The sequence below is a fragment of the Ensifer sp. Root278 genome, from assembly GCF_001429285.1.
Taxonomy (GTDB): Bacteria; Pseudomonadota; Alphaproteobacteria; order Rhizobiales; family Rhizobiaceae; genus Ensifer.
The window spans coordinates 64,334-86,177 of record NZ_LMJJ01000002.1; the positions used below are offsets into that span (position 1 = coordinate 64,334).

General features: G+C 57.6%; 20 protein-coding genes and 1 tRNA gene. 5 read left to right on the forward strand and 16 right to left on the reverse strand.

Annotated elements, in window-relative coordinates:
• Positions 1 to 33: 33 nt before the first annotated feature.
• Positions 34 to 1,197, reverse strand: a complete 1,164-nt coding sequence (locus ASE60_RS34370) for a glycosyltransferase (RefSeq protein WP_112995283.1) — start codon at positions 1,195 to 1,197, stop codon at positions 34 to 36.
• Positions 1,198 to 1,700: 503 nt separating this feature from the next.
• On the opposite strand from ASE60_RS34370, the gene ASE60_RS03260 reads away from it, so the two are divergent.
• Entirely contained in the window at positions 1,701 to 2,210 is a 510-nt protein-coding gene (locus tag ASE60_RS03260) for a ferritin-like domain-containing protein (protein ID WP_057248316.1), read from the forward strand.
• Positions 2,211 to 2,320: 110 nt separating this feature from the next.
• Positions 2,321 to 4,468: a catalase C gene (gene catE, locus ASE60_RS03265; protein ID WP_057248317.1), complete on the forward strand. Its 2,148-nt coding sequence runs from the start codon at positions 2,321 to 2,323 to the stop codon at positions 4,466 to 4,468.
• Here the strand turns inward: catE and ASE60_RS03270 are convergent.
• The 4 genes from ASE60_RS03270 to ASE60_RS03280 form a co-directional block, all read right to left on the reverse strand.
• Positions 4,451 to 5,392, reverse strand: a complete 942-nt coding sequence (locus ASE60_RS03270; RefSeq protein ID WP_082615717.1) for an alpha/beta hydrolase — start codon at positions 5,390 to 5,392, stop codon at positions 4,451 to 4,453. The genes catE and ASE60_RS03270 overlap by 18 nt on opposite strands.
• Entirely contained in the window at positions 5,385 to 5,978 is a 594-nt protein-coding gene (locus tag ASE60_RS34375; RefSeq protein ID WP_156414564.1) for an adenylate/guanylate cyclase domain-containing protein, read from the reverse strand. The genes ASE60_RS03270 and ASE60_RS34375 overlap by 8 nt, the downstream gene beginning before the upstream one ends.
• 303 nt (positions 5,979 to 6,281) lie before the next feature.
• Entirely contained in the window at positions 6,282 to 7,196 is a 915-nt protein-coding gene (locus ASE60_RS03275; protein WP_057248318.1) for a hypothetical protein, read from the reverse strand.
• 154 nt (positions 7,197 to 7,350) lie between these two features.
• Complete coding sequence (locus ASE60_RS03280) at positions 7,351 to 7,635, reverse strand: hypothetical protein (protein WP_156414565.1); 285 nt, start codon at positions 7,633 to 7,635, stop codon at positions 7,351 to 7,353.
• Between the two features lie 512 nt (positions 7,636 to 8,147).
• Between ASE60_RS03280 and ASE60_RS03285 the strand changes: the two genes are divergently transcribed.
• The gene (locus tag ASE60_RS03285) at positions 8,148 to 8,333 is read left to right on the forward strand and encodes a hypothetical protein (protein ID WP_057248320.1); all 186 of its coding nucleotides are present in this window, start codon (positions 8,148 to 8,150) and stop codon (positions 8,331 to 8,333) included.
• 217 nt (positions 8,334 to 8,550) lie between these two features.
• On the forward strand, positions 8,551 to 8,715 hold the full coding sequence (locus tag ASE60_RS35420; protein WP_244495515.1) for a hypothetical protein: 165 nt from the start codon (positions 8,551 to 8,553) through the stop codon (positions 8,713 to 8,715).
• 425 nt (positions 8,716 to 9,140) lie between these two features.
• Here ASE60_RS35420 and ASE60_RS03295 read toward each other — a convergent pair whose 3' ends face one another.
• From ASE60_RS03295 to ASE60_RS03310, 4 genes are all read right to left on the reverse strand, one after another.
• Positions 9,141 to 10,937, reverse strand: coding sequence for a cation:proton antiporter (locus ASE60_RS03295; RefSeq protein WP_082615718.1), 1,797 nt, complete (start codon positions 10,935 to 10,937; stop codon positions 9,141 to 9,143).
• A 348-nt stretch (positions 10,938 to 11,285) separates the two neighbouring features.
• Entirely contained in the window at positions 11,286 to 11,795 is a 510-nt protein-coding gene (locus ASE60_RS03300; RefSeq protein ID WP_057248322.1) for a PTS sugar transporter subunit IIA, read from the reverse strand.
• Between the two features lie 506 nt (positions 11,796 to 12,301).
• Entirely contained in the window at positions 12,302 to 12,592 is a 291-nt protein-coding gene (locus tag ASE60_RS03305) for a type II toxin-antitoxin system RelE/ParE family toxin (protein ID WP_057248323.1), read from the reverse strand.
• A complete protein-coding gene (locus ASE60_RS03310; RefSeq protein WP_057248324.1) occupies positions 12,589 to 12,837 on the reverse strand; it encodes a CopG family ribbon-helix-helix protein in 249 nt (82 codons plus the stop codon). Before ASE60_RS03310 ends, ASE60_RS03305 begins: the two co-directional genes overlap by 4 nt.
• 133 nt (positions 12,838 to 12,970) lie before the next feature.
• Here ASE60_RS03310 and ASE60_RS03315 point away from each other — a divergent pair.
• Positions 12,971 to 13,046: transfer RNA gene (locus ASE60_RS03315), tRNA-Ile, on the forward strand.
• A gap of 621 nt (positions 13,047 to 13,667) precedes the next feature.
• Here ASE60_RS03315 and ASE60_RS03320 read toward each other — a convergent pair.
• The 7 genes from ASE60_RS03320 to ASE60_RS03350 all read right to left on the reverse strand — a co-directional run bounded on the left by ASE60_RS03320 (position 13,668) and on the right by ASE60_RS03350 (position 21,840).
• Complete coding sequence (locus tag ASE60_RS03320) at positions 13,668 to 15,071, reverse strand: serine hydrolase domain-containing protein (RefSeq protein WP_057248325.1); 1,404 nt, start codon at positions 15,069 to 15,071, stop codon at positions 13,668 to 13,670.
• Between the two features lie 59 nt (positions 15,072 to 15,130).
• Positions 15,131 to 16,414 carry an FAD-dependent oxidoreductase gene (locus ASE60_RS03325; RefSeq protein ID WP_057248326.1) on the reverse strand — a complete coding sequence of 428 codons (1,284 nt, stop codon included), beginning with the start codon at positions 16,412 to 16,414 and terminating at the stop codon, positions 15,131 to 15,133.
• A gap of 188 nt (positions 16,415 to 16,602) precedes the next feature.
• Entirely contained in the window at positions 16,603 to 18,084 is a 1,482-nt protein-coding gene (locus tag ASE60_RS03330; RefSeq protein WP_057248327.1) for a M81 family metallopeptidase, read from the reverse strand.
• Positions 18,085 to 18,138: 54 nt separating this feature from the next.
• Complete coding sequence (locus tag ASE60_RS03335) at positions 18,139 to 19,113, reverse strand: ABC transporter ATP-binding protein (protein WP_057248328.1); 975 nt, start codon at positions 19,111 to 19,113, stop codon at positions 18,139 to 18,141.
• The gene (locus ASE60_RS03340) at positions 19,106 to 20,062 is read right to left on the reverse strand and encodes an ABC transporter ATP-binding protein (RefSeq protein ID WP_057248329.1); all 957 of its coding nucleotides are present in this window, start codon (positions 20,060 to 20,062) and stop codon (positions 19,106 to 19,108) included. The genes ASE60_RS03335 and ASE60_RS03340 overlap by 8 nt, the downstream gene beginning before the upstream one ends.
• On the reverse strand, positions 20,063 to 20,917 hold the full coding sequence (locus tag ASE60_RS03345) for an ABC transporter permease (protein WP_057248330.1): 855 nt from the start codon (positions 20,915 to 20,917) through the stop codon (positions 20,063 to 20,065). It lies immediately after the preceding gene.
• On the reverse strand, positions 20,914 to 21,840 hold the full coding sequence (locus ASE60_RS03350; RefSeq protein ID WP_057248462.1) for an ABC transporter permease: 927 nt from the start codon (positions 21,838 to 21,840) through the stop codon (positions 20,914 to 20,916). The genes ASE60_RS03345 and ASE60_RS03350 overlap by 4 nt, the downstream gene beginning before the upstream one ends.
• Positions 21,841 to 21,844 lie beyond the last annotated feature (4 nt).

Here is a 21,844-nt window from a genome sequence, read left to right on the forward strand (position 1 = left end):
TCCGCGCTGAGCTGTTCGTAGGCTGGAACAACTTCAATTGCCGCGCGCCTCCTTCTTGGCTGACTGTTCGGCTCGAATTAGCTGGCGAAGTTTCTTGATGGAGTGGGGCCAAGTCCAAGATCGAAGGACTGCGGCGCGTGGGCTGAAGTCCGCAAGCCGCGACAACATCCCGGCAATGCCGATGTGAAACTTGTCCGACTTTGCGGTGGCCCCGGTTTGCGGAGTGATGTATTGCTGGCCGCATCGCAATTCGGCGTTGACGAGCACCGGCAAGCCCGCGAGCATGTATTCGGTCAGGACCGCCGGCGCCCCGTCATCGACACCGCACACCACTCCCATCCGAGCGAGGTTCATCAATCTGTTGACCTCCCCGAAGGAGACGCCAGGAGGTCCGACAAAATCGACGTTAAGCTCCAATTCTGTCGCTTGATGACGCAGTTGCTCGGATTGATCGCCGTAGCCGAATACACAAAGTGCCCGCACAGTTCTGGGCAACTTGGCGAGCGCGTGAAACAGGATATCGTGGCGCTTGTAGGCTTGCGCGGCAGCCACATAGATTATGTCGTAAGCCTTGGCCCCCTCGATGGGAAAGAACATCGACGGTGCAGCAAATTCCGGGCCGATCGGAAGGATCGCGGTGCGTTTGCCCGGGTGACGTGCCTCGACGTCGCGGCTCTGCTCCTCTGATCCTGTCAGGATTAGATCGAAATGGCGGCTTGTGGTCGAAGGGACGCGCAGCGCCGGCGCGTCGATTGAGTTATAGATTTTGAAGCTGGTTTGGCAGGCCTGGAGGATTTCCTCACCAACCCCCAGGCCCCAGACACAAAGAATATCTGGAGCGCCATAAATCTCGATATGGGCAAGCATGTCGTCCGACGAAAATGGGGAAGTACTTCCATCGAGGTAAAAGGAGCGTCGCGTAAGGAAGGAATTCTCCTTAACCTCAGGGGGTGGGTTGCTGGCCCGCCAATGGCTCCAGATCTCCGCCCGATCGACTAGGCCGTCAGCCACGCTGGCCAGTGGCAGTCGCTCCAGATATCCGCCCGACACGTGCACTACATTTTCATGCGTTGGCCAAGCAGCCATCTCATCCTTGAAACGGGATGCCCAGGCCGCCAAACGTTCCGTCTTGGTGGGAGCCTGTGAAACCGGTGGCCAGCCGTCCTGGAAATCACTGATGACGACGATCTTTCGCATTACTCACTTCGCACATCTACGGTCGCGAACGTCGAGACGACGATCGCGTTTTGGGAAACGGAATCTGTTTTTGTCAGGGTTCTGATAGTCGTGGCTTGCAACCGACGAGAACACAGTTTGTTCCAGTTGCGTGGCAACTTTAAATTCTTGACCGAGGTATTCAGGACTAGCGCGGCGCTGGGTGCATCCCTGAATCGAGACCAATTCTCCTTGCGAGCCGCACCTCAAACGGCGCTAAGGCGAAAATTGTCAAAGAGAAAAGGTATCTTGCAGAAAGCAAAATGATGTCTGGAGACAGGATGAAAACATTCAATACCGAACAGTCATTCTCCTTTTAATGCTGCGAGTTTTCGATCTCCCCACACCAAATTCGGAACATACCCGGCGCCGCAACGTTTGGGCTTGTCTGACATCGTTCGGATTGATGACTTGGTGACCCCCACCTGACTGTTCGAGATTTGAACTCCCTGAAGTCCAACTCGAAAATGGAGAAAGATTACCCAATGACTCCCAAGACGAAAGACTTGAGCGATCTCTTCCACGATACGCTTAAAGACATCTACTTCGCTGAAAAGCAGATCCTCAAGGCACTTCCGAAGATGGCGCGGGCTGCGCAGTCTGAAGAAGGCAAGGCCGGCTTCCTAAAGCATCGGGATGAGACTGAAGGCCAGATCGAGCGGCTTGGTCAGGTTTTTGAGATCATCGGAAAACCGGCCCGAGGCAAGACGTGCGAAGCCATTCAAGGGATGATTTCCGAAGGCGAAGAGATCATGGAAGAATACAAGGGCACCGCCGCCCTTGATGCCGGCCTCATCTCGTCGGCCCAGACCGTCGAGCATTATGAGATCGCCCGTTATGGAACACTCAAATCATGGGCGGCCCAGCTTGGCCTCAATGGAGCCGTCGCACTCCTTGATGCCAATCTCCAGGAGGAGATCGCCACCGATCAGAAGCTGACGGCACTTGGCGAAGCCGCGGCAAACCCCAAGGCGTACAGGCAGGCCGCCGAGTAGTCGCACTTCGATATCGGGAAGCCGCCTTGCCAGGCGGCTTTCTCCCCGCGCGAGCAAGTGTGTGCCTCGAGCGCAGTCCTCGGCCAGAAAATTCCACCGGAGTTCGCCCCATGGCTAAGAAATCTCTCGAAAAGTCGACCTTGAAGCCGCGGGAAACCGTGACAATCCATGATCAGAAGCTGCGGCGGGGAGAAGGTGGCGAACTGCATCAGATCGCGGAAGATGTTACCCCTATCCTGAGCACCGCTCAGGGTGGCCCCGTTGCAGACGACCAGAATTCGCTCCGCGTTGGGCCACGCGGTCCCCTTGTCATCGACGACTTTCACTTCCGCGAGAAAATTTTCCACTTCGACCACGAGCGGATACCCGAGCGGGTGGTTCACGCACGAGGCTATGGAGCCCACGGCTATTTCGAGACCTACGACTCGCTCGCCGCTTATACCCGGGCCGATGTTTTTCAGCGGGCAGGCGAGAGGACGCCGGCTTTTGTCCGCTTCTCTACAGTTGCCGGCAGCAAGGGATCCTTCGATCTTGCGCGCGACGTTCGCGGTTTCGCGGTGAAGATCTACACCAATGAGGGAAACTGGGACTTGGTTGGCAACAACATTCCCGTCTTCTTCATCCAGGACGCAATCAAATTCCCCGATATCATTCATGCGGTGAAGCCCGAGCCGGACCGCGCCTTCCCCCAGGCACAATCCGCCCACGACACATTCTGGGACTTTATCAGCCTGTCGCCGGAAAGCATGCACATGATCATGTGGGTGATGTCGGACCGTGCCATCCCTCGCTCGTTCCGGTTCATGGAAGGGTTTGGAGTTCACACCTTCCGTTTTGTCAATGCCAAGGACGAGTCGACCTTCGTGAAGTTCCACTGGAAGCCTAAGCTTGGCCTCCAGTCCGTCACCTGGAACGAGGCGGTGAAGATCAATGGCGCCGATCCCGATTTCCATCGGCGGGATCTATGGCAGGCCATTCAGTCCGGCAATTTCCCGGAGTGGGAATTGCAAGTGCAGCTGTTCGATCAGGAGTTTGCCGACAGCTTCGATTTCGACGTGCTTGACCCGACGAAGATCATCCCCGAGGAGATCCTGGCGCCCCAACCGGTTGGACGACTTGTTCTTGATCGCATGCCCGACAACTTCTTTTTCGAGACCGAGCAGGTGGCGTTCATGACGCAGAATGTTCCGCCTGGCATCGATTTCAGCAACGATCCTCTTCTACAGGGTCGTAACTTCTCCTATCTCGACACGCAGCTGAAACGTCTCGGCAGCCCGAACTTCACCCATCTTCCGATCAATGCGCCGAAGTGTCCCTTCGCGCATTTCCAGCAGGATGGCCACATGGCGATGCGCAATCCGGTCGGCAGAGTGAACTACCAGCCGAACTCCTTCGACGAGGGGGCACGGGAATCGCCGATGAGCGGCTACCGCCATTTCCCCGCCGAAGAGACTGGCACCAAGGCGCGGCTGCGGCCGGAGAGCTTTGCCGACCATTACAGCCAGGCTCGACAGTTCTACATCAGCCAGACCGCGCCCGAGCAACGCCATATCGCGGCAGCTCTGACATTTGAGCTGAGCAAGGTGGAGAGGCCGGCTATCCGCGAACGAATGGTGTCCCATCTCCTCAACATCGACGAGACGCTGGCAGACACGGTTGCCCAGAAGCTCGGTTTCCAATCGATGCCAAGCCCGGCTGATGCGGCGATGCCTACACGGCAGGATCTTGAACCCTCCCCGGCGCTCAGCATTGTCGAGCGTGGGCCGAAACGTTTCGAGGGCCGCAAGCTCGGCATCCTGATCACCGACGGCCTCGATGCAGCTTTGTTGAAGGGTTTGACGGCGGCGATTGCCAAGGAAAAAGGCGTTTGTGAGTTAATCGCTCCGAAGGTCGGTGGAGTTACGGCCCAGGACGGAACCTGGATCGAAGCACATCACATGATCGATGGAGGACCTTCGGTCCTCTTCGACGCTGTCGTCTTGCTGACCTCGGATGACGCGATCGACGACCTTGTAAAGGAAGCCACCGCCCGCGATTTCGTGGCCGACGCCTTCCAGCACTGTAAGTTCATCGGGTACGACCCCTCGGCGATGCCGTTAATCGAAAAAGCCGGAATCGCCGATGCACTAGATGAGGGGACCATCGTCCTTCCCGGCGGAGATGGACTATCAGACTTCGTCTCAAAGCTCGGCAAACTGCGCGTCTGGGCCCGAGAACCGTCCGTGAAGCTCGGCAAGGCGTCATCGCCGATTGATTAAGCTCCGTCGAGCACCCACGGGAGACAAAAGCATTTCGGGCGCGTTTGATCGTTTGACCGGCTCGGCGGATGTCCCTAGAAAACCGGCAAGCGCCGCTGCCACGTCATCGGGAGCTTCCTCAGCCATATGATGGCCGCTATCAATGCTCCAGCCAATGATGCCCGGCGCCCAGGGGCGCCAGACGGACAATGGATCCCCATACAGTTCTTCGAGGTCATCGCGCTTTGACCAAAGTAGGAGCGCCGGACACTGGACCGTCCTTCCCGCCTGCCTGTCGGCAAGATCATGTGCCCTGTCTATCGAAAGCCCCGCGCGATAATCCTCGATCATCGCATGGACGACATCGGGGTCACGTGTGGCGTTGCGATAGTCCTCGAACGCTTCCTCGCCCATGGAATCCGGCGACCCGCCATACCAGGCATCCGGGTCGGCGAGGATGGCGCGTTCCGGTTTTTCCGGCGTGCCGAAGAAGAACCAGTGCCACCAGAGGCGCGCAAACTTTTCGTTGGCACGTTCCAGGGCCTCAAGAATGGGAACTCCATCCATAACGACGAGCCGATCGACGCGATCAGGATGATCCAGGGCGGCGCGATAGGCGACGTAGCTCCCGCGATCATGGCCGGCAACCGCGAATCGTCGGTGCCCCAGCATTTCCATGAGTTCGATGCAATCCTGGGCCTTCGCCCTTTTTGACGACCCGATGTGATCAGGCGTATCTGCGGGTAGGAACGATTGGCCAAATCCGCGCAAGTCCGGACACACGATCGTGAATTGCGATGCGAGCCTATTTGCGATCTGCCACCAGGTCACGTGCGTTCGAGGGTGGCCATGAAGCAGCAGCAAGGGTGGACCGGAACCACCGTGGCGCACGCGGAGTGTGCCTTGAGAAACAGGGATCATCTCAAGTGAGAAGTCCTTAAACATCTGGCCGCTCCCATAGTTTCCGGACGTTTCCGGCGCAAGCGTAATCTGCTTTCTCGTCCGTTCGTTCCGAAGTCGTTGCGACGATCGTTATGTGTTTGATTGGCGCAAATGTCTGCCAGCCAAATATTGGCGAGGTGGACGAACTGGCCCCGCGGATACTTTGACAAATACGCGATCGCGCGTATGGATCTCGTATCCCACTCGTCATACAGACGCCGCCGGCCTCGCCGAGGCGTTCGAGCCGGGCGGCGATATTGGCGCCATCGCCGAAGATGTCGCCTTCACTAAAAACGTCGCCGATATTGATCCCAACGCGGAATCTTCCGGTCGTCGGTAAGCGGCCGGTTGTGCGCCACATCGCCTGCTGGATGGCGACCGCGCAGTTGAAGGCATGGACGACGATGGATGGAAATTCCGTCAACACGCTGTCGCCGGCGGTACGAAAATCTGACCACGGGCGCTTTCGATAAGACCCACCACAATAGGGCGAGACGTCACCGTCGCAAGCGCCTGCTCGTCGAAGGCATTCATCAAGCGGAATAACCTTCGATATCGTGCACCAGGATCGCTGCAAGCTTTCTTTCAATTAGTGGCGCCTCCATGTGAACGATCCAATCCAACGCCTTTCCACTATGCTTTCCTCACCCGGGGATGCAGCTTTTGTTCCTTCCGAGAACTCTGGTGAGGCCTGTCGAGGGCGTTCGACTCCAGCTATCAGTGTTTGGCGCGCACGGGGCGAAATGAAAGGGCGTATCGATGAAAGCGTGACATCCAGACGCTTAAAGCTTGCATATGGGAAGCCAGTCCATCCACAGCGCCACCGGACTCATTCCCCCTTCGCCCGAAGACTCCTTCAGGCCTTCCGTACCGTCGCTACCGGTGCCACGAGTCACATCTGGCCGCCAACGAACAACGCCTCCTCGTCGTCACGCTGAGAACCTCCCAAAGCCCCCGCCGCGCTTGCGATGAACGCTCCAATGATGAGGGATAGGGCGCCCACCAATGAGAAGGTAGCACCGGCCCTTCTTGCCGCATCCGCAGCCTCTTTGGCGGCAGCTCTAGCTTGTTCGACCCGGGCTAACACTGCATCCACTCGCGCCGAGGCATCTGGTGCTGAAAGCCCTGTGCGCGCTGCAACGAGCTGAGCTAGATATGCCTTGTCGTCCGCCGGTAACTCTCCTGCGACCGCGCTTGCAACCAGAATGCGGGAGGCCTGCGCTGCCGCAGCCGCGTCTCCCTCGGCGCTCGCCGCAAGCCGACCAGGATCGGTAGGACGAAACAGCGCATCGACGAAATAGGAAGTCGTCCCGTCCGTGCCCCCATTTTCGGTATTCGCCGTCGCCCCCACTGAGGCGCCCATCGCCGCGCCGGATGCGACCGTTGAAATCGCCTGAACGCCAGTGCCAACCGTACTTGAGAGCGCCGACCCAAGGACCAGCACCACAACCAAGGTTGCCAGCGCCCAAGCCAAAAAGCCGTGCGCTGTATCTCGGAAAAAGGTCTCGTCAGTATGAATACCGACCCACTTCGTGCGAAGGCGGCCGGTCAAATAACCCCCTAGCCCAGACGAGAGCCACTGCACGATGACCAGCCAGATAGCAGTTGAAACCGCAAACGTAGTTGCGCTCGGATTGTCCCCGGACCACGGCGACACCATGGTGAGACCGAGACCGGAACCGACAAGCGTGAGAATGAGTGTCAAGGTCGATGCGACGAAGGCGCCTGCTATGATCGGTCCCCAGCTTACAGCTGATACCGAGGATTCGGCCGGTGTTGCGACGTCGGTGACGCCTGAAGGTGCCATGGTGACCTCCTATCGGAAAAAGAGCATAAGAAGAATGATGATCGGGATAGGAACGCCGAGAAGCCAAAGCAGAATACCGCGACCCATGATATGTCTCCTTGAAATTCGTACCAAAGCATTGGCAAGCAAAAAGGTTCCCGAAATCTAGGCTAGACTAGCGGCTGCTCATCGGAACCTCTTCGTCGAACCGGGTCTTTTCGCGCGGCGGATCGTCGTCGAGGATCTCCTCCTCGCTGTCTTCGGGCAGGGCCTCATCCGGTTCCATGTTGGCCTCGTCGCGGCTGGGAACCGCTGGTACGCGGCCCTCGTCCAGCCGCTCGTCACCATTGTCCAAAGGGGATTCGCCGGAGCGGTCTGACAAGGGAATCGGCTCAAGATCCATCTCGGGAGGGCTCCGCCTCCTAGGTTCGTCGGTCACTTTATCTTTGGGATCGCCCATCGTTTGGCACCTTTCCAGTTGGAAAGCGAACCGGCAGCCATCGGTAATGTTCCGTATGGGGAGGCTCATTATTGGCTTTGCGTGTCGCGAACTGCTTCCGCCTGGACCACCGAAACGGAAACCGACAAACAGCAAGGACTATCTCGATCTCATCCATAACCTGCCGTACTTGCGTTTCCGGCCGGTATGGGGTCCAGTAGCGGAGGTCTAATGGCACAAAAACTAGGAAGGGTTCGCGCTGCACAATGCGGAGCTCACCTCTGCTTCCCCGGCGGCGAAGGGGTAGCTGCGCGAGGGCTGATCAATCACGTCTGGTTGAGCAAGGTCGCGCGAAGCGAGGCCGCGTCGCGAACGCCGCCTTGGTACAAATCGATAAGCCGTGCTGCGAGCAACTCAGCGTCCTCGCCATTCTGAGCATTGCCTCAGAACGTCATCAAACGGCGCCTTTGTTTCGGTGCTCGGCCCATTGGCATTGGGGCCGCTTTTGTGGGACATCTTTTGGGGAGAAAAACATGGCCGACGATCAGAAGAAGCAAACCCGGGACAGGAGGGTTACCCCCAGGCAAGAGCATGAGGTCGTCTTGACGCAGAAGATCGTGAGCGACGCGATCGCCTGCAACGCGCGGCTGGCCCTCATCTTGCCGGGCACTTTCGAGACGGACCTTGCGGCGGACATCAAAGACCCCGATTGCCGATGAACCTGAGGATTCAGGCACAAGCCGGGCGACGATCTTTCCTGGGGCAGAGGTGGCTCTAAAGCCCGCCGAACAGACCACGAACCATCCGATTGGATGATTTGCGCTACTTTCCCGCAGATGTACGCGCATCTATGCCTATCGGGAACTCGTCCAGGAAATCGCCACTCAGCTCGAGACGCGGATCAGGCTGGTGCCGGTGCCTTTCGCGATGTGGAGCATGTTGGCGACTGCTACGGAGTTTCTTCCGGCCGTGTCTCTGACGCGCAACCAAGTCGACCTCATGCGTCGTGACAATGTCGCGGCAGTTGATCTGCCGGGCCTGGAAGAACTGGGCATCCAATCGCGCGGCATCGAGGACGTCATCCGAATGCACGAGACTTGAGCCGGAACCGATCGCCGCTCGCGCGGTTCGTCGGACTGAACAGGAGGACTACAGCCATGGCCAGATGCGACCTGTGCGGAGTTTCGAATGCGCCATCCAGAAACTCGCTCCGACTTTCCCGCATTGCGGCGTTAGGATTATCGGGCATGGTGTCGAGCAGGAGGGAGCCGACGCTCTCACCGATCGCGCGCCTTGAGGCCGTCACCGTGCAGCCCTAACGGATCAAGAATTCATCAAAAAAGCCCAGTGTTACCTTTAGGAAGGTCGGTCGGAAACCAGCTTGGCGCGGGAACCATTCGCCGAGGACAGCATTAGTGCCATCGATCTCGGATTGTGTCCGGCGGGCGACAAAGTCATGGTGCATCAGATGCCCTCGCCGTAAAACTGTGGCCCGACAGCGGCATGCCTCCGCACGTTTCTCATGCTTATCGGAGTGATTTTGACTCACTTCGACTTCGCGGCCGGATCGCGTGCCGTTCCCTGTTCGAACCGTCCGCTGGCTGTAGCATCTTGCGAAACTCATCCCGTCGCTCATGAATGGATGCTATCACTGGGCCCATCGGAATGCCGATGCCAACGAGCACCGCCTGCGACAGTTGGAGGCTGGCTTCGATGGTCTCTGGCACCGCATCCGTCACTTTGAGTTCGTATAACTCAGTTGCGTGCACCGCATCCCGTGCGCGGGCGACAATAGTGAGATCCGCCCGCTCGGATCTTGCAGAGGAGACGATCGAGGCCACAGCCTCTGCGTTATCCAAGGTTACAACAAGTGCGCGAGCACTCTGGATTCCGCAGCGTCGAAGCAACTCGATTCGTGTGGCATCGCCATAATAGATCGTAGAACCGCGCCCTCGCTCCTTGCCGACAAGCACTGGATCGGCGTCGATTGCCAGGAACCTCAACCCATGTCGCGTGAGCATCTCCGCGACCAGTTGCCCGACACGTCCATAGCCGACGACGATCACACGCTCTAAGCCGTCATCATGCTGGGGCGTTAGTCCTGCAAACGAAGGATCAGCCGTCCCGGCATATGCCCTATCGCGGCCCAGCAGGCGCACCAGCAAGGGAACGCCGATCATCGTCAAGGTTGCCGCGACTGTGGCAGTGGCGGCAACGGCACCAGGGACAACATTGCCTGCCACAGCAGCGCCGATAAGGATTAATGCGAACTCGCCGCCAGGTCCTAGCACAAGTGCGACTTCGCCGCCATGGCGGGTCGTCAGTCCTGACAGGCGCGCGATCGGAAAGAGGGTCAGAGCTTTTATCGCAAACAGCCCGATCGCGACGCCGACTGTGACGACCGGGTTGGCAATGATCTCGGAAAGATCCAGACGAGCTCCAACGGATACGAAGAAGAGCCCAAGCAAAAGCCCCTGGAAGGGCTGGATGGTAACCTCGATCTGACGACGATACTCGGTTTCAGCGAGCAAGAGACCTGCAACGAAAGCGCCGAGCGCCATCGACTGACCACTGAGGGCTGTGATTAGGCCAGAACCGATTACGACCAAGAGGCATGCAGCGACGAACAATTCGTTACTCTTTGTTGTCGCGACCAGTTTGAACAAAGGTCGCAGGATGAGGCGACCGATGCCGGCCATCGCGAAAAGCGCCACTGCGGCAGGCGCCAGAGCATACAACAGGCCGGCGCCGAGCCCCGTCCCTTCGCGCGAGCCCAAAATCGTCACCATGAACAGGAGAGGCGCCACGGCGAGATCCTGGAAGAGCAGTACGGCGAAACTTGCCCGCCCAACGGTCGTGTTCAGCAGTTTGCGCTCAACAAGCGACGGTATAATGATCGCCGTCGACGACATGGCGAGCGCACAGCCAAGCACCACCGCTGAAGCCGGAGTTTGGCCCAGCAAGCCCGCGATGGCCGCGAGGACGGCTGTCGAGGTGAGAACCTGAAGGCCGCCCAATCCGAAGACGAGCTTGCGCATTAACAGAAGACGGCTCCACGACAGCTCGAGCGCGATCATAAAAAGCAGGAATGCCACTCCGAATTCCGCAAGAAGCGCGATCTGTCCAACGTCGGTGATTGAGATTGCGGAGAGCCACGGCCAATCTCCTACGAGCGCTCCAAGACCGAAGGGGCCAAGCAAGATGCCGGCTGCGAGAAAGCCAAAAACCGGGCTCAGTTTCAATCGCCCAAACAGTGGCACGATAACGCCTGCCGTCGTCAGAAAAAGCAGAAGCTCCTTGTAATTTTCTGGTCCTGGCGTCATCGATAGCTCACAACCCTTGGTTCAGAGTGACGGGCGCATAGTGTACCAAGCCGACTGGCATCTCTTTTCTCCCCTGAAGGATCCTACTCTCATTTTCAGAGGAATGTCCCGGGAGTGGTACCCTCGCTTTTGTGGCTGGTGGCGACGACAGTTCCGTATTTTCATGCACGGACGGCTTCGCACTGTTAGCAGGTTCGTACGCCTTCCCGAACCGCGCCGGGAACCAATGCCTAGATGGCTAACGGCGCTGGAAACGGGAGAACAGGCTTTGTGTCGTATGCCGAGCCAGCCAAGACTCGGCACGAAGCGACGACCGAACGCGCCAATCACGCGATTTAGGGCATCGAACTACCGCAGGAGCGGGCCATATGAGGCTGTGACAGAGCTTTGTGCACTCGGAGCAGTTGTGCAAACGGCCGCCGAAAGCACGATTAAAGCCTCTGTTTCAGATCGTACCCCTCGCAGGGCCGCCAACAACTTCTTTGAGCGAAAGACACGACAAAGCTTGGAGAGGTATTGCAAGAAACCTTCATGTTGCCCGTAAGGCCATATCACCGCGAGAAAGATATCGACTGGCTCGTCGTCGGGTGCGTTGAACTCGATTGGTTCGCGCAGGGTAACAAGCACTTTAGCCGGAGTTATCAAACCCGGAATAAACGCGTGCGGTAGGGCAAAGCCTTCCCCGAAACCCGTCGAACCAAGAGCCTCCCGCTCGAGCAGGCCGTCGAGAATGACACTGGCTGGGACGCGAGTGCGTTGCGCTAGGTGAGACGAAATGGCCTGGAGAACCGCCCGCCCGCCCCCCGCCGGCACGCCGAGCATCAAATCATCTTCGAAGCCGAGTTTTTCATCATTCATTTTCTCCTCCCCCGCTTCGCTCTGGCCGGCAAAGATCGCGCTGGTTTCACTCCATATTGCCCAATTTTGAACTGGTGCCTTGTGCCGCCGATTTCAAGCGACGTCGCAGCAAACGCCCAATAGTCTTTCGGAGCGGGGACGACCGTCCTCAAGAAGTATTTATTGGTCGCCAAACGACCGACGCTCAATCGCGGCCAGACACGTGGAAGCGGGTGCCAGTCGATACATTGTGCGATCCTGAACGCACAGAACGGGAACAAACGTGGCACAATCGTCATGTGAATCATTCGCAACTGGAAACCAACATTGGGCTGATCGCTTCCAGTTTTCCGTCGAAAACCTGCACTTCCCGTCTGATTTTGACTAGCAGTGATGATGTCCCGGGGAGTGGGGTAGCATGAGCGCCGTGCTTTTCGGACGAAGCCGGGAATAGGTCACGTTGCCGTAACGGGCAGGCTGATGAGCGGATCATCGCTCATCGCGCCGACGCGTTTTGTTGGTCGTGACTAGAGAACCTGCGGCCATTGCTGGTGAGCGTGCATGACGGTGAGGATCTCGACGTCTCGACTTATGCGGTAGGGGATGATGTAGGGAATGTCGGCCAGCACGAGCTCGCGCGTGCTCTTGATACGACCAGGCCGCCCACTGGCAGGATACTCCGCTAACGCATCCACGGCAGTGACAATCCGCGCCACGACGCGAGCCGCCGCATCCGGATCGTCTTTCTCGATATACGCGCCGATCTCATCAAGTCGCCGCAACGCCCGCAGCGTCCAACGAATACGCTTCCGACTCATGATTGGCGGGCAGACTTGACGTACTTCCTGACGACTTTCGCCACATCTTCATCGCTGGCGAACTCACCCCGGTCGGCCTCGGTCAACCCGGCTTCAATCTCGGCAAGCTGCCATTCCTGCTGCTCAACGAAAGCTTCGATGGCCGCTGCAGCCATATAAGAGCGGGACCGATCCAGCTTCTCAGCGAGCTGATCCAGCTTGCTCGCGGTTTCATCTTTTATACGCACGGTAAACGCAGCGGTCATGGGATCTCACCTTCCTTGGTTCACCTTGATTATCGATGAACCGCACTGGTGCGTCAAGGTTCAAGACACTTCTTCAAAGCATCCGCTACGCGACTGATCCATCGGTTTTTCTGTGCTTAGAAACGTCCTGGTGGGGCCTGTAGCTCAATGGTTAGAGCCGTCGGCGCATGACCGACTGGTTGCAGGTTCGTGTCCTGTCGGGCCTACCACACCATACTTAGCTCTCTACGTATGCGCCTTTCCATTCAAAATAGCCGACGGCAATGCGGCCCTGCCTTTGACGGCGTTGGTGAATTCCGGGTCGGAGCGTTCCAGATAGCCGAGGCGCTGCACGCGCGCTTCCCTATGTCCATGGAGCCCGACGTGTCGACCGCTAGCACGAGTTCCAAGTCGACGTCCGCAGGTGAGGCGGTGGCCCGCAATGCTGCCTCGCGGGATGGGTGCGCTTGATCCCATGCTCTCCAACTGCAAAAACCGGCCATCGGCCGTCACATGCAAGGCCCAAGGCCGAATGGCCCCGGCTCCGTCGCCTGTCGGGGAGTTGGCGCGGCTTGAAAGAACTCTCTGCCCACGCGCGCGCGGAGGCACATTCCAAATCTGGAAGAAATGAGCCACCCGGTGTCCAAATGATGGTCGTGCCGGCTCTGTCGCTACCGAACGAATGCCATGTCTTGCGAACGCTGCAAAACCGGCGGCTCCATACCGCAGGCCCGCGAACTTCAATTGAAGTTAAGCCAACTCTTCACCCCGTGAGTGCACGCGCCACTCAACCGTGCCCGATCGCGACGAGGCCGGACGCCATCCATGTACTAAGATCGACTTCGCCCAAACTATCTGTTGTCCGGGTCTGCCAGGACACTGAAGGATACAACACCTTCGGCTTCTAAAGTCGAAACACTGAGCAAACGCCTGTCGTTTACGTTACCGATCTTATACACTGAAAGAAGACTTTTCTTTTGGACGGTACGTTCAACGAGAACTGGAAAGTTCTCGTCCCATTGTCGTGGCAGCGCACATTGCAGATCACGAATTTGTTCAGCAGAGAATGTGCCGGCTTTAGTCTTCTTGCCCGTAACGTCTCCTTTCATCAGGCTGCGGAACTGCGCCCAGTAGGATGCCGTCAGCTCTTCTCGATCGTCGACTACGGCCGGATATTCAGGAATTTCAAGACAAGGAGATATTATACCGGCGACGGCTCGGACGATTGAAACCGGGCTGCAATGATTAGCATCGAGGTTGCACAAGGCGACAATTGTTAGCTTATCGTCCACATAGCGTGAGAATGACGTCGAGAAACCCTGCCATGCCCCATTGTGCCCAATCACGCGTCGTCCGTTTATATATTGTATCCTCCAACCAAATCCGTAGCCTTCCTTCTCTGACTTCCCGCCATAGGGATAAGGAGTCCACATCTTTTCTAGCGAGGCCGCTTTTAAGAGGGTGTCACCACAAAGTGCCCGCTCCCACTGCTCGAGATCGCGAACAGTAAAATAGAGCGTACCGTCAGCCGTCGAGTTGAAGGTGGGCGATACCCATTGTTGATTTCTAAGCACTCCTCCGACCATCTCGTAACCCGATGCCCTATTCGGAACGACATCGAGATCCGATATGACTCTCGATGACATCATCCCCAACGGACCGAAGATGTTCTGCGCGAGGAATTCGGCGTAGGATTGGCCTGTAACTCTTTCAATGAGAATGCCGAGCAGGACGAAGTTGGTGTTCTGGTATGCCCAGTCATCGCCCGGATCAAAATCGCGCGGCAGCCTTGCGATTGCTGCCAGCAACTCGTCTTCGGAGAAATCCCGCCTGATATCGAACGGACCATCGGTGACTTGAAGCTCCGGATTGTCATACGCTGCCAATCCGGACGTGTGGGAAAGGAGATTGGCTATCTTGATTGCTTGCCAGCTATCCGGTCCTTCTGGAAAATAGTCCTTGATGCTGTCGTCCAATTGGATCCTGCCCCGCTCAACCAGCATCATCACCGCGGTCGCTGTGAATGATTTGCCGACGGACCCAGATTGCAGCACGCTATCCGCCGTCATTGGAACGTTGAGTTCGATGTTGGCCTTGCCATACCCTTTCGCCAGGACGATCGAGCCACTCCTGTAGATTCCAAGTGCGACCCCTGGAATCCGTTGACGACTCATTTCAGCGAAAACGTACGTGTCGATCGCGTCTGATACGCTCGATTTCAGACGGCTTCCGTCAATCCAATTCAACGGGGACATTCTATACCTCTTTACATGTTTGGAATTCGCGATCGATGTTGGAAGGCATGGTTCGGGAGCTAAGAGAACCGATCCATCGCGTAGGGACGCGGGTCTGTGAAAGAGACCCGCCCCGTCATCATTTCAGCCAACAGCCGTCCAGTAACCGGCCCCAACGTCAGACCGTGATGGTTATGACCAAATGCAAACCATAAGCCCTTATGTCGTGGCGCTTTTCCAATGATCGGACGCATGTCAGGAAGACAAGGTCTGGACCCCATCCATGGCTCCGATTCAATCCTGCCTTGGAGCGGAAAAGTTCGTCGAGCGAGCGGTTCGACAAAATCTAGTTGGGAGAAATTCGGGCGACTGTCTCGGGGCGCGAACTCAATTCCGGTGGCCAATCTAACGCCTTGGCGCATGGGCGACAGGACATAGCCTCCATCCGCGTCGAATACCGGGTGGTTTAGCATCGCGCCGTCTTTTGCCGAGTAGTGGACGTGGTAACCTCGCTTAACGACAAAAGGCAGCCGATAACCGAACCGTCGCGCCACATCGTCCGACCAAGGACCCAGCGCAACAACCACCTCCTGCGCGAACAGACCCTGGCTCTCCAGATTCAGGCGCCATCGAATCCCGTCATTCACGAGATTTGATGCGTCTGCCTTGTGGAACTTACCGCCCCGCTGGAAGAACGTCTTCGCATAGCTTTTTACCAGCCCTCCGGGATCACGCACCGATGCGGGATCGAGCCAATGGACACCTCCGACGAACTCGTTCGAAAGATGTGGCTCGCGTTCCCTCAGCGAATCCGCGTCGAGCACTTCATACCGGACGCCAAAGGGAGCGAGCTCGCCGACCGCTGCCTTGGCTTTTGCAAGTGACCCCGGCTTCCGGAAGGTTTCAATCCAACCTGAACGATGTAACTCGGAAGTCACGCCCGCTTCGGACGCCAACGCTTCATGTTCCGCCACGGAACGGCTGATCAGCGGCCACATGTCCGACGCCGCCTTCATCAACCGATTTGGAGCGGACTCGCGCCAGAACCTCCAGAGCCATGGTGCGATTTGGGGCAAATACGACCAGTCGAAACGCACGTCTGCCGAACGGTTCAAGCCATACCGGAGCAAGGTCCCAAGCTCTCGCGGCGCCCCGTAAGGCATCACACTCGAGCATTCGATCAACCCCGCGTTCCCGTAACTCGTCTCCTCCCCCGGCTCCTTCCGGTCGACCAGAACTACTGACTTGCCACGCTTTTGTAGATGCAGGGCGATGCACACCCCGACGATCCCGGCGCCGAGTACGATAATGTCTGATTGCTGTGCGGCAGATTTAACAATCACGCCATGCTCCGTAGTAAACATTGTTTTCACTTTGGCGTTCCGAGGAACGCTGAGTTCGGTTTTCAAGCCAGTCGAACAACACAGGGCGCTCCGCATAAGGGAGAGTTCGCGCCAAGACCAAGGCTGCTAACAACTTCCGGAGGCTCTTCGGAGAACTCGGTACAGGACAGCGCCTCAGCCGCAGCTTAGCCCTGGTCATGGGAACGTCCTCAGAACGCGTCGAGCGGGTAGATTGGGCGAGGCACATTCCGATAAGGTATCTTTGAGTAGTCCATGGTGCAGAGTGCCCCGCTGTCGCAGACGATAATCCGGCCAGCAATCTGTTCGAAATCGGCGCGAAAGTGCTGCATGGATTTGACGACGATCACCCGATAAGCTGTCGGCTCGATGCCAAAAGCTCGGAATTGCTGTTGGTCGCGCAATTGTGAGCGTTCAGTCACCACAAGTACGACGATTCCATCGATCTGGATGACGGCGGTTGGTCCGAACGAAAACTCGAGTCCACCGAGTTGTGCGCCGGTCCCTATCAGTTTTCCGTCGCTGAGGTGCAAGACTTTTGCATTCACCTCGAGCGGCGCGCCACCAAACCGGGCATCCGATTTTCCGCCAAGAAAAATTGACGCGCTATCGCCAACGTTCATCTGCGATAGGATCCGCGCCGCTTCGGGATCCACCATCGGCCCGAAGCATGCATCAGCGACCTTCGCGCTCAGCAAAGCGTCTAGGAGAGCCGTCGCATCACCGTACGCTCCAGCTCCTGGGTTGTCCGCATACTCAGCGATGATGAGCGGCTGCTCGCCCTCGTAGTCCGAGGCTAACTGCGCGGCTTCTGCCGGCGTATGAAACGTGTTGAGGATGTTGGCCCGGTTGCTCCACATTTCTTCGGCAATGCGCTCAGCAAAGGCCTGGTGCGGCGCGAGGTCACCTTCGTATGTCACCAGGATGGTGGGCCCCACTTCAGCTATGTCAGCGTTCGGAAAAGCGCCATTGATGCTGGCCGCCAGCGCTCCGGGCGTTTTTTCGTGTCGTCTTGCTTCGGCGATCCACTCGATCATTGGCCCCATGTCGGTACGCCCGGCATTGGCTTCTTCCAGCATTGGGCACCGCACGAGGAGGGTCTTCGGCGTGACTACGCCTGCCATTGCTTGCTGCAATAAATCCGCCGCGTGACGAGCTGTCTCGCGCATGTCGACGTGAGGATAAGTTTTGAACGACATGAGGATATCGGCGTGCTCGCACATTTTGGCGGTCACATTCGCATGTGGATCCAGAGTGACGGCGATCGGAATTCGGCGCGCGAGTATTTGCCTCAAACGCTCCAGCAGCTCGCCCTCGCCGTCTTCCGAGAACTCGGTGACCATCGCGCCATGAAGGCCGAGCAGGATGCCATCCAGACCACTCCCGAGCTCTTTTGCCTTATCAACGATCTTGCCGGCAATATGATCGAAGGCAACTCGGGTGACAGGACCCGCAGGCTCGGCATCCGTACTGATCGTGTGCACGACGTCCCAACCATACTCGCGGCTTCGATCCAGGAAGCCGGCGAGTTCAGTGTTGGCGTCGCCACGCGCCTCGATCGCCGCGGCACCTTCATAGAGGCCATGGGCGACGAATGCGTCGAGATCGGTCTTCCTAATGTTGAACGTGTTTGTTTCATGGGCGAACTCGGCCGTCAGGACACAATAGCTCATTGTGTTCTTCTCCTTCAGAACAGGTGTGATGTCTGCTGCTACAATTCCGCTCCGCTAAGCTCCCACGAACTCCTTGTTGGCTTCACGGAAGTAGTGACAAGCAACTTGATGGTCTTCATCGAATAGCTGCAACACAGGATCGTCGCGGCCACACATTTCCGTCGCCTGCGCACAACGTGCTGCGAATGAACAGCCACGCGGTAGGTTGTAACCGCTCGGCGCTTCGCCGGTTAAACTTGAAATCTCACGCCGATTGCTTGGATCAGGCTCAAACATGCTACTCATGAGCATGCGGGTATATGGATGGGCGGGTGGGACACCCTTTGGCAAAACTTCCACGATCTGGCCTGCGTACATGACGATCGTTCGGTCGCAGAAGTAACGCACCAAATTCAGGTCATGCGATATGAAAACATAGGTCAGATTGAGATCGTTGCGCAGCCCATCGAGCAGATTAATAACCTGCGCCTGCACGGAAACGTCGAGAGAGGCAGTGGGCTCGTCGAGCACTATCAACGAAGGGTTCAGCGCGAGTGCACGGGCAATACCCACCCGCTGCTTTTGGCCGCCGGAGAGCTGATGCGGATACCGGCGGGCCAAGGACGCGTCCAACCCGACCATGTTCAGGAGCTCCGCAACACGCTTGTCCGCAGCACCTGGAGACAGCCCCTGAACCCTGTACGGCTCAAGCAAGGCGTTCTGAACGGTGAAACGCGGATCGATGGAGGAATACGGATCCTGGAAGACCATTTGCATCTTCTGACGCAGGCGCCTCATCTCACGCTTTGAGAATGAGGCCAGATCCCTTCCCTCGAAAGCAATCTCGCCGGCGCTTGGCTCCAGCAGCCTCAGGATTAGCCGGGCCAGCGTTGATTTACCGCAGCCAGACTCTCCGACGACGCCGACAATCTCACCCCGAACAACGCTGAAGCTTACATCGCGTACGGCAGAGAAAACTTCCTGCTTTCGGAAGAAGCGCTTGGTTGCGAAACGCCTGCTTAGATTTTTAACGGAGACTATTTCACTCATATTGCCCCGCCAGATGACAAGCCACGCCAACATGGCGACCGAATTGGCGAAACTCCGGTACACATTCGTGGCAGATCGTGTGAGCTTTGCTGCAACGCGGATGAAAACTACACCCCGACGGCAATGCCGCGGTGCTTGGTACCATTCCCGGAATTCCGACCAGCGTGCCCGGGCGCATGCCGTTTCTCGGAATGCAGCCGATGAGCGCTTGCGTGTAGGGATGCGCGGCCTCCGCAAACATCGAGCCCACGGATGCACGCTCAACGATCCGCCCGCTGTACATTACGGCAACATGATCGCAGGTCTGGGCAACGACGCCCATGTCATGAGTGATCAAGATCATCGCAAGCCCGCGAATCTTCACCAACTCGACGAGATTCCGGATGATCTGTGCCTGAACTGTTGCGTCCAGGGCGGTCGTGGGTTCGTCCGCGATCAACAAATCTGGCTCGCCCGCCAGAGCCATTGCGATAACTATCCGCTGTTTCATGCCACCGGACAACTGATGTGGATACAAGGTGTGAACACGTTGCGAATCCGGGATCCGCACATCCCTCATAAGATCGACGGCTTTTCTGTACGCGGCCTTCCCATCCAGCCCCATATGAATCCTTGCAGCTTGCTCGATCTGTTTGCCCACACGGATCATAGGATCCAACGAAGTCATCGGATTTTGCGTAATGAGACCAATACGCCTCCCACGCAGGCGGCGCATGTGTTCTTCCGGTAAGCCGGTAAGATCCTCGCCGTCAAACAGGATGCGCCCTCCGGCGACATGGCCATTCACGTATCCCAGCAGTCCCATTAAAGCGGTAGCGGTAAGCGATTTCCCGGACCCTGACTCGCCGACGAGGCCCAGGATTTCTCCGCGGTCGACACTGATAGTGACGTCCTTCACCGGGGCAAAGGAGCCAAACGCTATTCGCAACTTCTCCACGGAAAGCAACATCTATCCCTCCCTGGCCTTGTTGCGAAAATCCAATGAATCAATCAATGCATCGCCCACAATGTTCAGCGCGATGACCGTCAGCGCCACGGCACAACCCGGAATTATGATGACCCAGGGAGCGACGAACAGCTGCGCCGTGCCCGAGCTCATCATCGCCCCCCAGCTTGGCGTCGGCGGCTGCGCTCCAAGTCCGAAAAAGCCCAAGGTGGCTTCGAGGATGATGGCGTCACCGGTTGCCAGCATCGCTGCGACGAGAACAGGAGCTAGAGCATTGGGAAGGAGGTGCCGGAACAGAATATGGAAGTCGCTTGCCCCAAGATTCACCGCCGCATCAATGTAGGCTTCCTTCTTGAGTTGGATGACCTGGGTCCGGGTCAGCCGCGTGAATTGCGCAAGGTAGGCGATTGCGACCGCAATAATCACACCGTGCAATCCAGCGCCGACCACGGCTACGAGCATGAGTGCGATAAGGATCTCAGGAAACGACCACGTCAGATCGATCACCGTCATCAATATGCGGTCGACAAGTCCACCAAAATATCCGCAAACTGAGCCCAGCACCAATCCGGTCAACACCGAAAAGCCGACTGCCGTCACGCTCACGGACAATGAGGTCTGAGCGCCGACAATTATTCGGGACAACACATCGCGGCCGAATTCGTCAGTGCCGAAGAAATGAGCGAACGACGGGGCCTCGTTCATGACCTCAATATTCTGCGCGTCGTAGGCATAGGGTGCGATCGTCGGCGCGAGCACCGCAGATACCACGAGCAGAACGATAAACAGTCCTGCTACTACCGCCGGCACGGAGACTGGCAACCGCAAACGCCGGCTCTCAGAAACAATAGTCGTCATTTCGAAGCCTCACGCTGTCGCGGATCCATTGCAGCTTGCGCGATGTCTCCGATTATCGTTCCAAGAATGACCGCCATGGACAGCATCAGGAGGCACCCCTGGACAAGTGGGTAGTCCCGCTGGTTGAGCGCGCGAATTAGCAACGAACCCAACCCAGGACGAGCGAACACGACTTCGACCGTGATGGCGCCGCCCAGAATCCAACCTATCCGTAACCCGAGAATGGAAATGACGGGAACGAGCGCATGACGGAGGATGTGCTGCAGCCTGATGCGGCTCTCGGAAACGCCCTTCGCGCGTAGCAGCGTAACGAAATCCTGCCGGCCGATCTCGATCATCGAGACTTTCGTGACCCGGGCAACAAGGGCTACGCCGCCCAGGCCGGTCGCAATGACAGGAAGCACCAGTGAAGACCAACCCCGTGCGCCCGACACGGGCACCCAACCCAACCAAACCGCGAATACGAGGATTAGCAGCAAAGCAAGCCAGAAACTGGGTATGGTCGACCCGAGCAGAATACCGGACGTGATACTGCTATCGATGCGAGTTCCGTAGTATTTCGCCGCCAGCACGCCCGCCGCAATCCCGGCAAGGGAGGAAAACAGAAATGCCGTACCGCCCAGAGTGAGGCTTGAGGGGAGGTTCTGGGCAATCAACGCGGCGACGGGTCGCCCCTGAATGATCGACGTCCCGAAATCCAGTGTCAGGACCTTACCCATCCAGATGATGTATTGCTCGAAAAGGCTTCTATCCAATCCGTACTTCGCGGCCATCTGCTCGCGCAAAGCCGGCGAAGACCCGGCACGCATAAGACTGTCGATCGGATCTCCAGGCACGAGGTGGATCAGGAGAAAGACCGTGAGGGAAACAACGAAGAAGGTCGGGATGACGGCAAGAAGGCGTCGTAAGATGAAGGATGACATCGCC

What these genes read in the sequence shown, in the direction of transcription:
- ASE60_RS34370 (WP_112995283.1), bottom strand. Translation starts at nt 1,197, where the DNA reads ATGCGAAAGATCGTCGTCATCAGTGATTTCCAGGACGGCTGGCCACCG.
- ASE60_RS03260 (WP_057248316.1), top strand. Translation starts at nt 1,701, where the DNA reads ATGACTCCCAAGACGAAAGACTTGAGCGATCTCTTCCACGATACGCTT.
- catE (WP_057248317.1), top strand. Translation starts at nt 2,321, where the DNA reads ATGGCTAAGAAATCTCTCGAAAAGTCGACCTTGAAGCCGCGGGAAACC.
- ASE60_RS03270 (WP_082615717.1), bottom strand. Translation starts at nt 5,392, where the DNA reads ATGTTTAAGGACTTCTCACTTGAGATGATCCCTGTTTCTCAAGGCACA.
- ASE60_RS03275 (WP_057248318.1), bottom strand. Translation starts at nt 7,196, where the DNA reads ATGGCACCTTCAGGCGTCACCGACGTCGCAACACCGGCCGAATCCTCG.
- ASE60_RS03280 (WP_156414565.1), bottom strand. Translation starts at nt 7,635, where the DNA reads ATGGGCGATCCCAAAGATAAAGTGACCGACGAACCTAGGAGGCGGAGC.
- ASE60_RS03285 (WP_057248320.1), top strand. Translation starts at nt 8,148, where the DNA reads ATGGCCGACGATCAGAAGAAGCAAACCCGGGACAGGAGGGTTACCCCC.
- ASE60_RS35420 (WP_244495515.1), top strand. Translation starts at nt 8,551, where the DNA reads ATGTTGGCGACTGCTACGGAGTTTCTTCCGGCCGTGTCTCTGACGCGC.
- ASE60_RS03295 (WP_082615718.1), bottom strand. Translation starts at nt 10,937, where the DNA reads ATGACGCCAGGACCAGAAAATTACAAGGAGCTTCTGCTTTTTCTGACG.
- ASE60_RS03300 (WP_057248322.1), bottom strand. Translation starts at nt 11,795, where the DNA reads ATGAATGATGAAAAACTCGGCTTCGAAGATGATTTGATGCTCGGCGTG.
- ASE60_RS03305 (WP_057248323.1), bottom strand. Translation starts at nt 12,592, where the DNA reads ATGAGTCGGAAGCGTATTCGTTGGACGCTGCGGGCGTTGCGGCGACTT.
- ASE60_RS03310 (WP_057248324.1), bottom strand. Translation starts at nt 12,837, where the DNA reads ATGACCGCTGCGTTTACCGTGCGTATAAAAGATGAAACCGCGAGCAAG.
- ASE60_RS03320 (WP_057248325.1), bottom strand. Translation starts at nt 15,071, where the DNA reads ATGTCCCCGTTGAATTGGATTGACGGAAGCCGTCTGAAATCGAGCGTA.
- ASE60_RS03325 (WP_057248326.1), bottom strand. Translation starts at nt 16,414, where the DNA reads ATGTTTACTACGGAGCATGGCGTGATTGTTAAATCTGCCGCACAGCAA.
- ASE60_RS03330 (WP_057248327.1), bottom strand. Translation starts at nt 18,084, where the DNA reads ATGAGCTATTGTGTCCTGACGGCCGAGTTCGCCCATGAAACAAACACG.
- ASE60_RS03335 (WP_057248328.1), bottom strand. Translation starts at nt 19,113, where the DNA reads ATGAGTGAAATAGTCTCCGTTAAAAATCTAAGCAGGCGTTTCGCAACC.
- ASE60_RS03340 (WP_057248329.1), bottom strand. Translation starts at nt 20,062, where the DNA reads ATGTTGCTTTCCGTGGAGAAGTTGCGAATAGCGTTTGGCTCCTTTGCC.
- ASE60_RS03345 (WP_057248330.1), bottom strand. Translation starts at nt 20,917, where the DNA reads ATGACGACTATTGTTTCTGAGAGCCGGCGTTTGCGGTTGCCAGTCTCC.
- ASE60_RS03350 (WP_057248462.1), bottom strand. Translation starts at nt 21,840, where the DNA reads ATGTCATCCTTCATCTTACGACGCCTTCTTGCCGTCATCCCGACCTTC.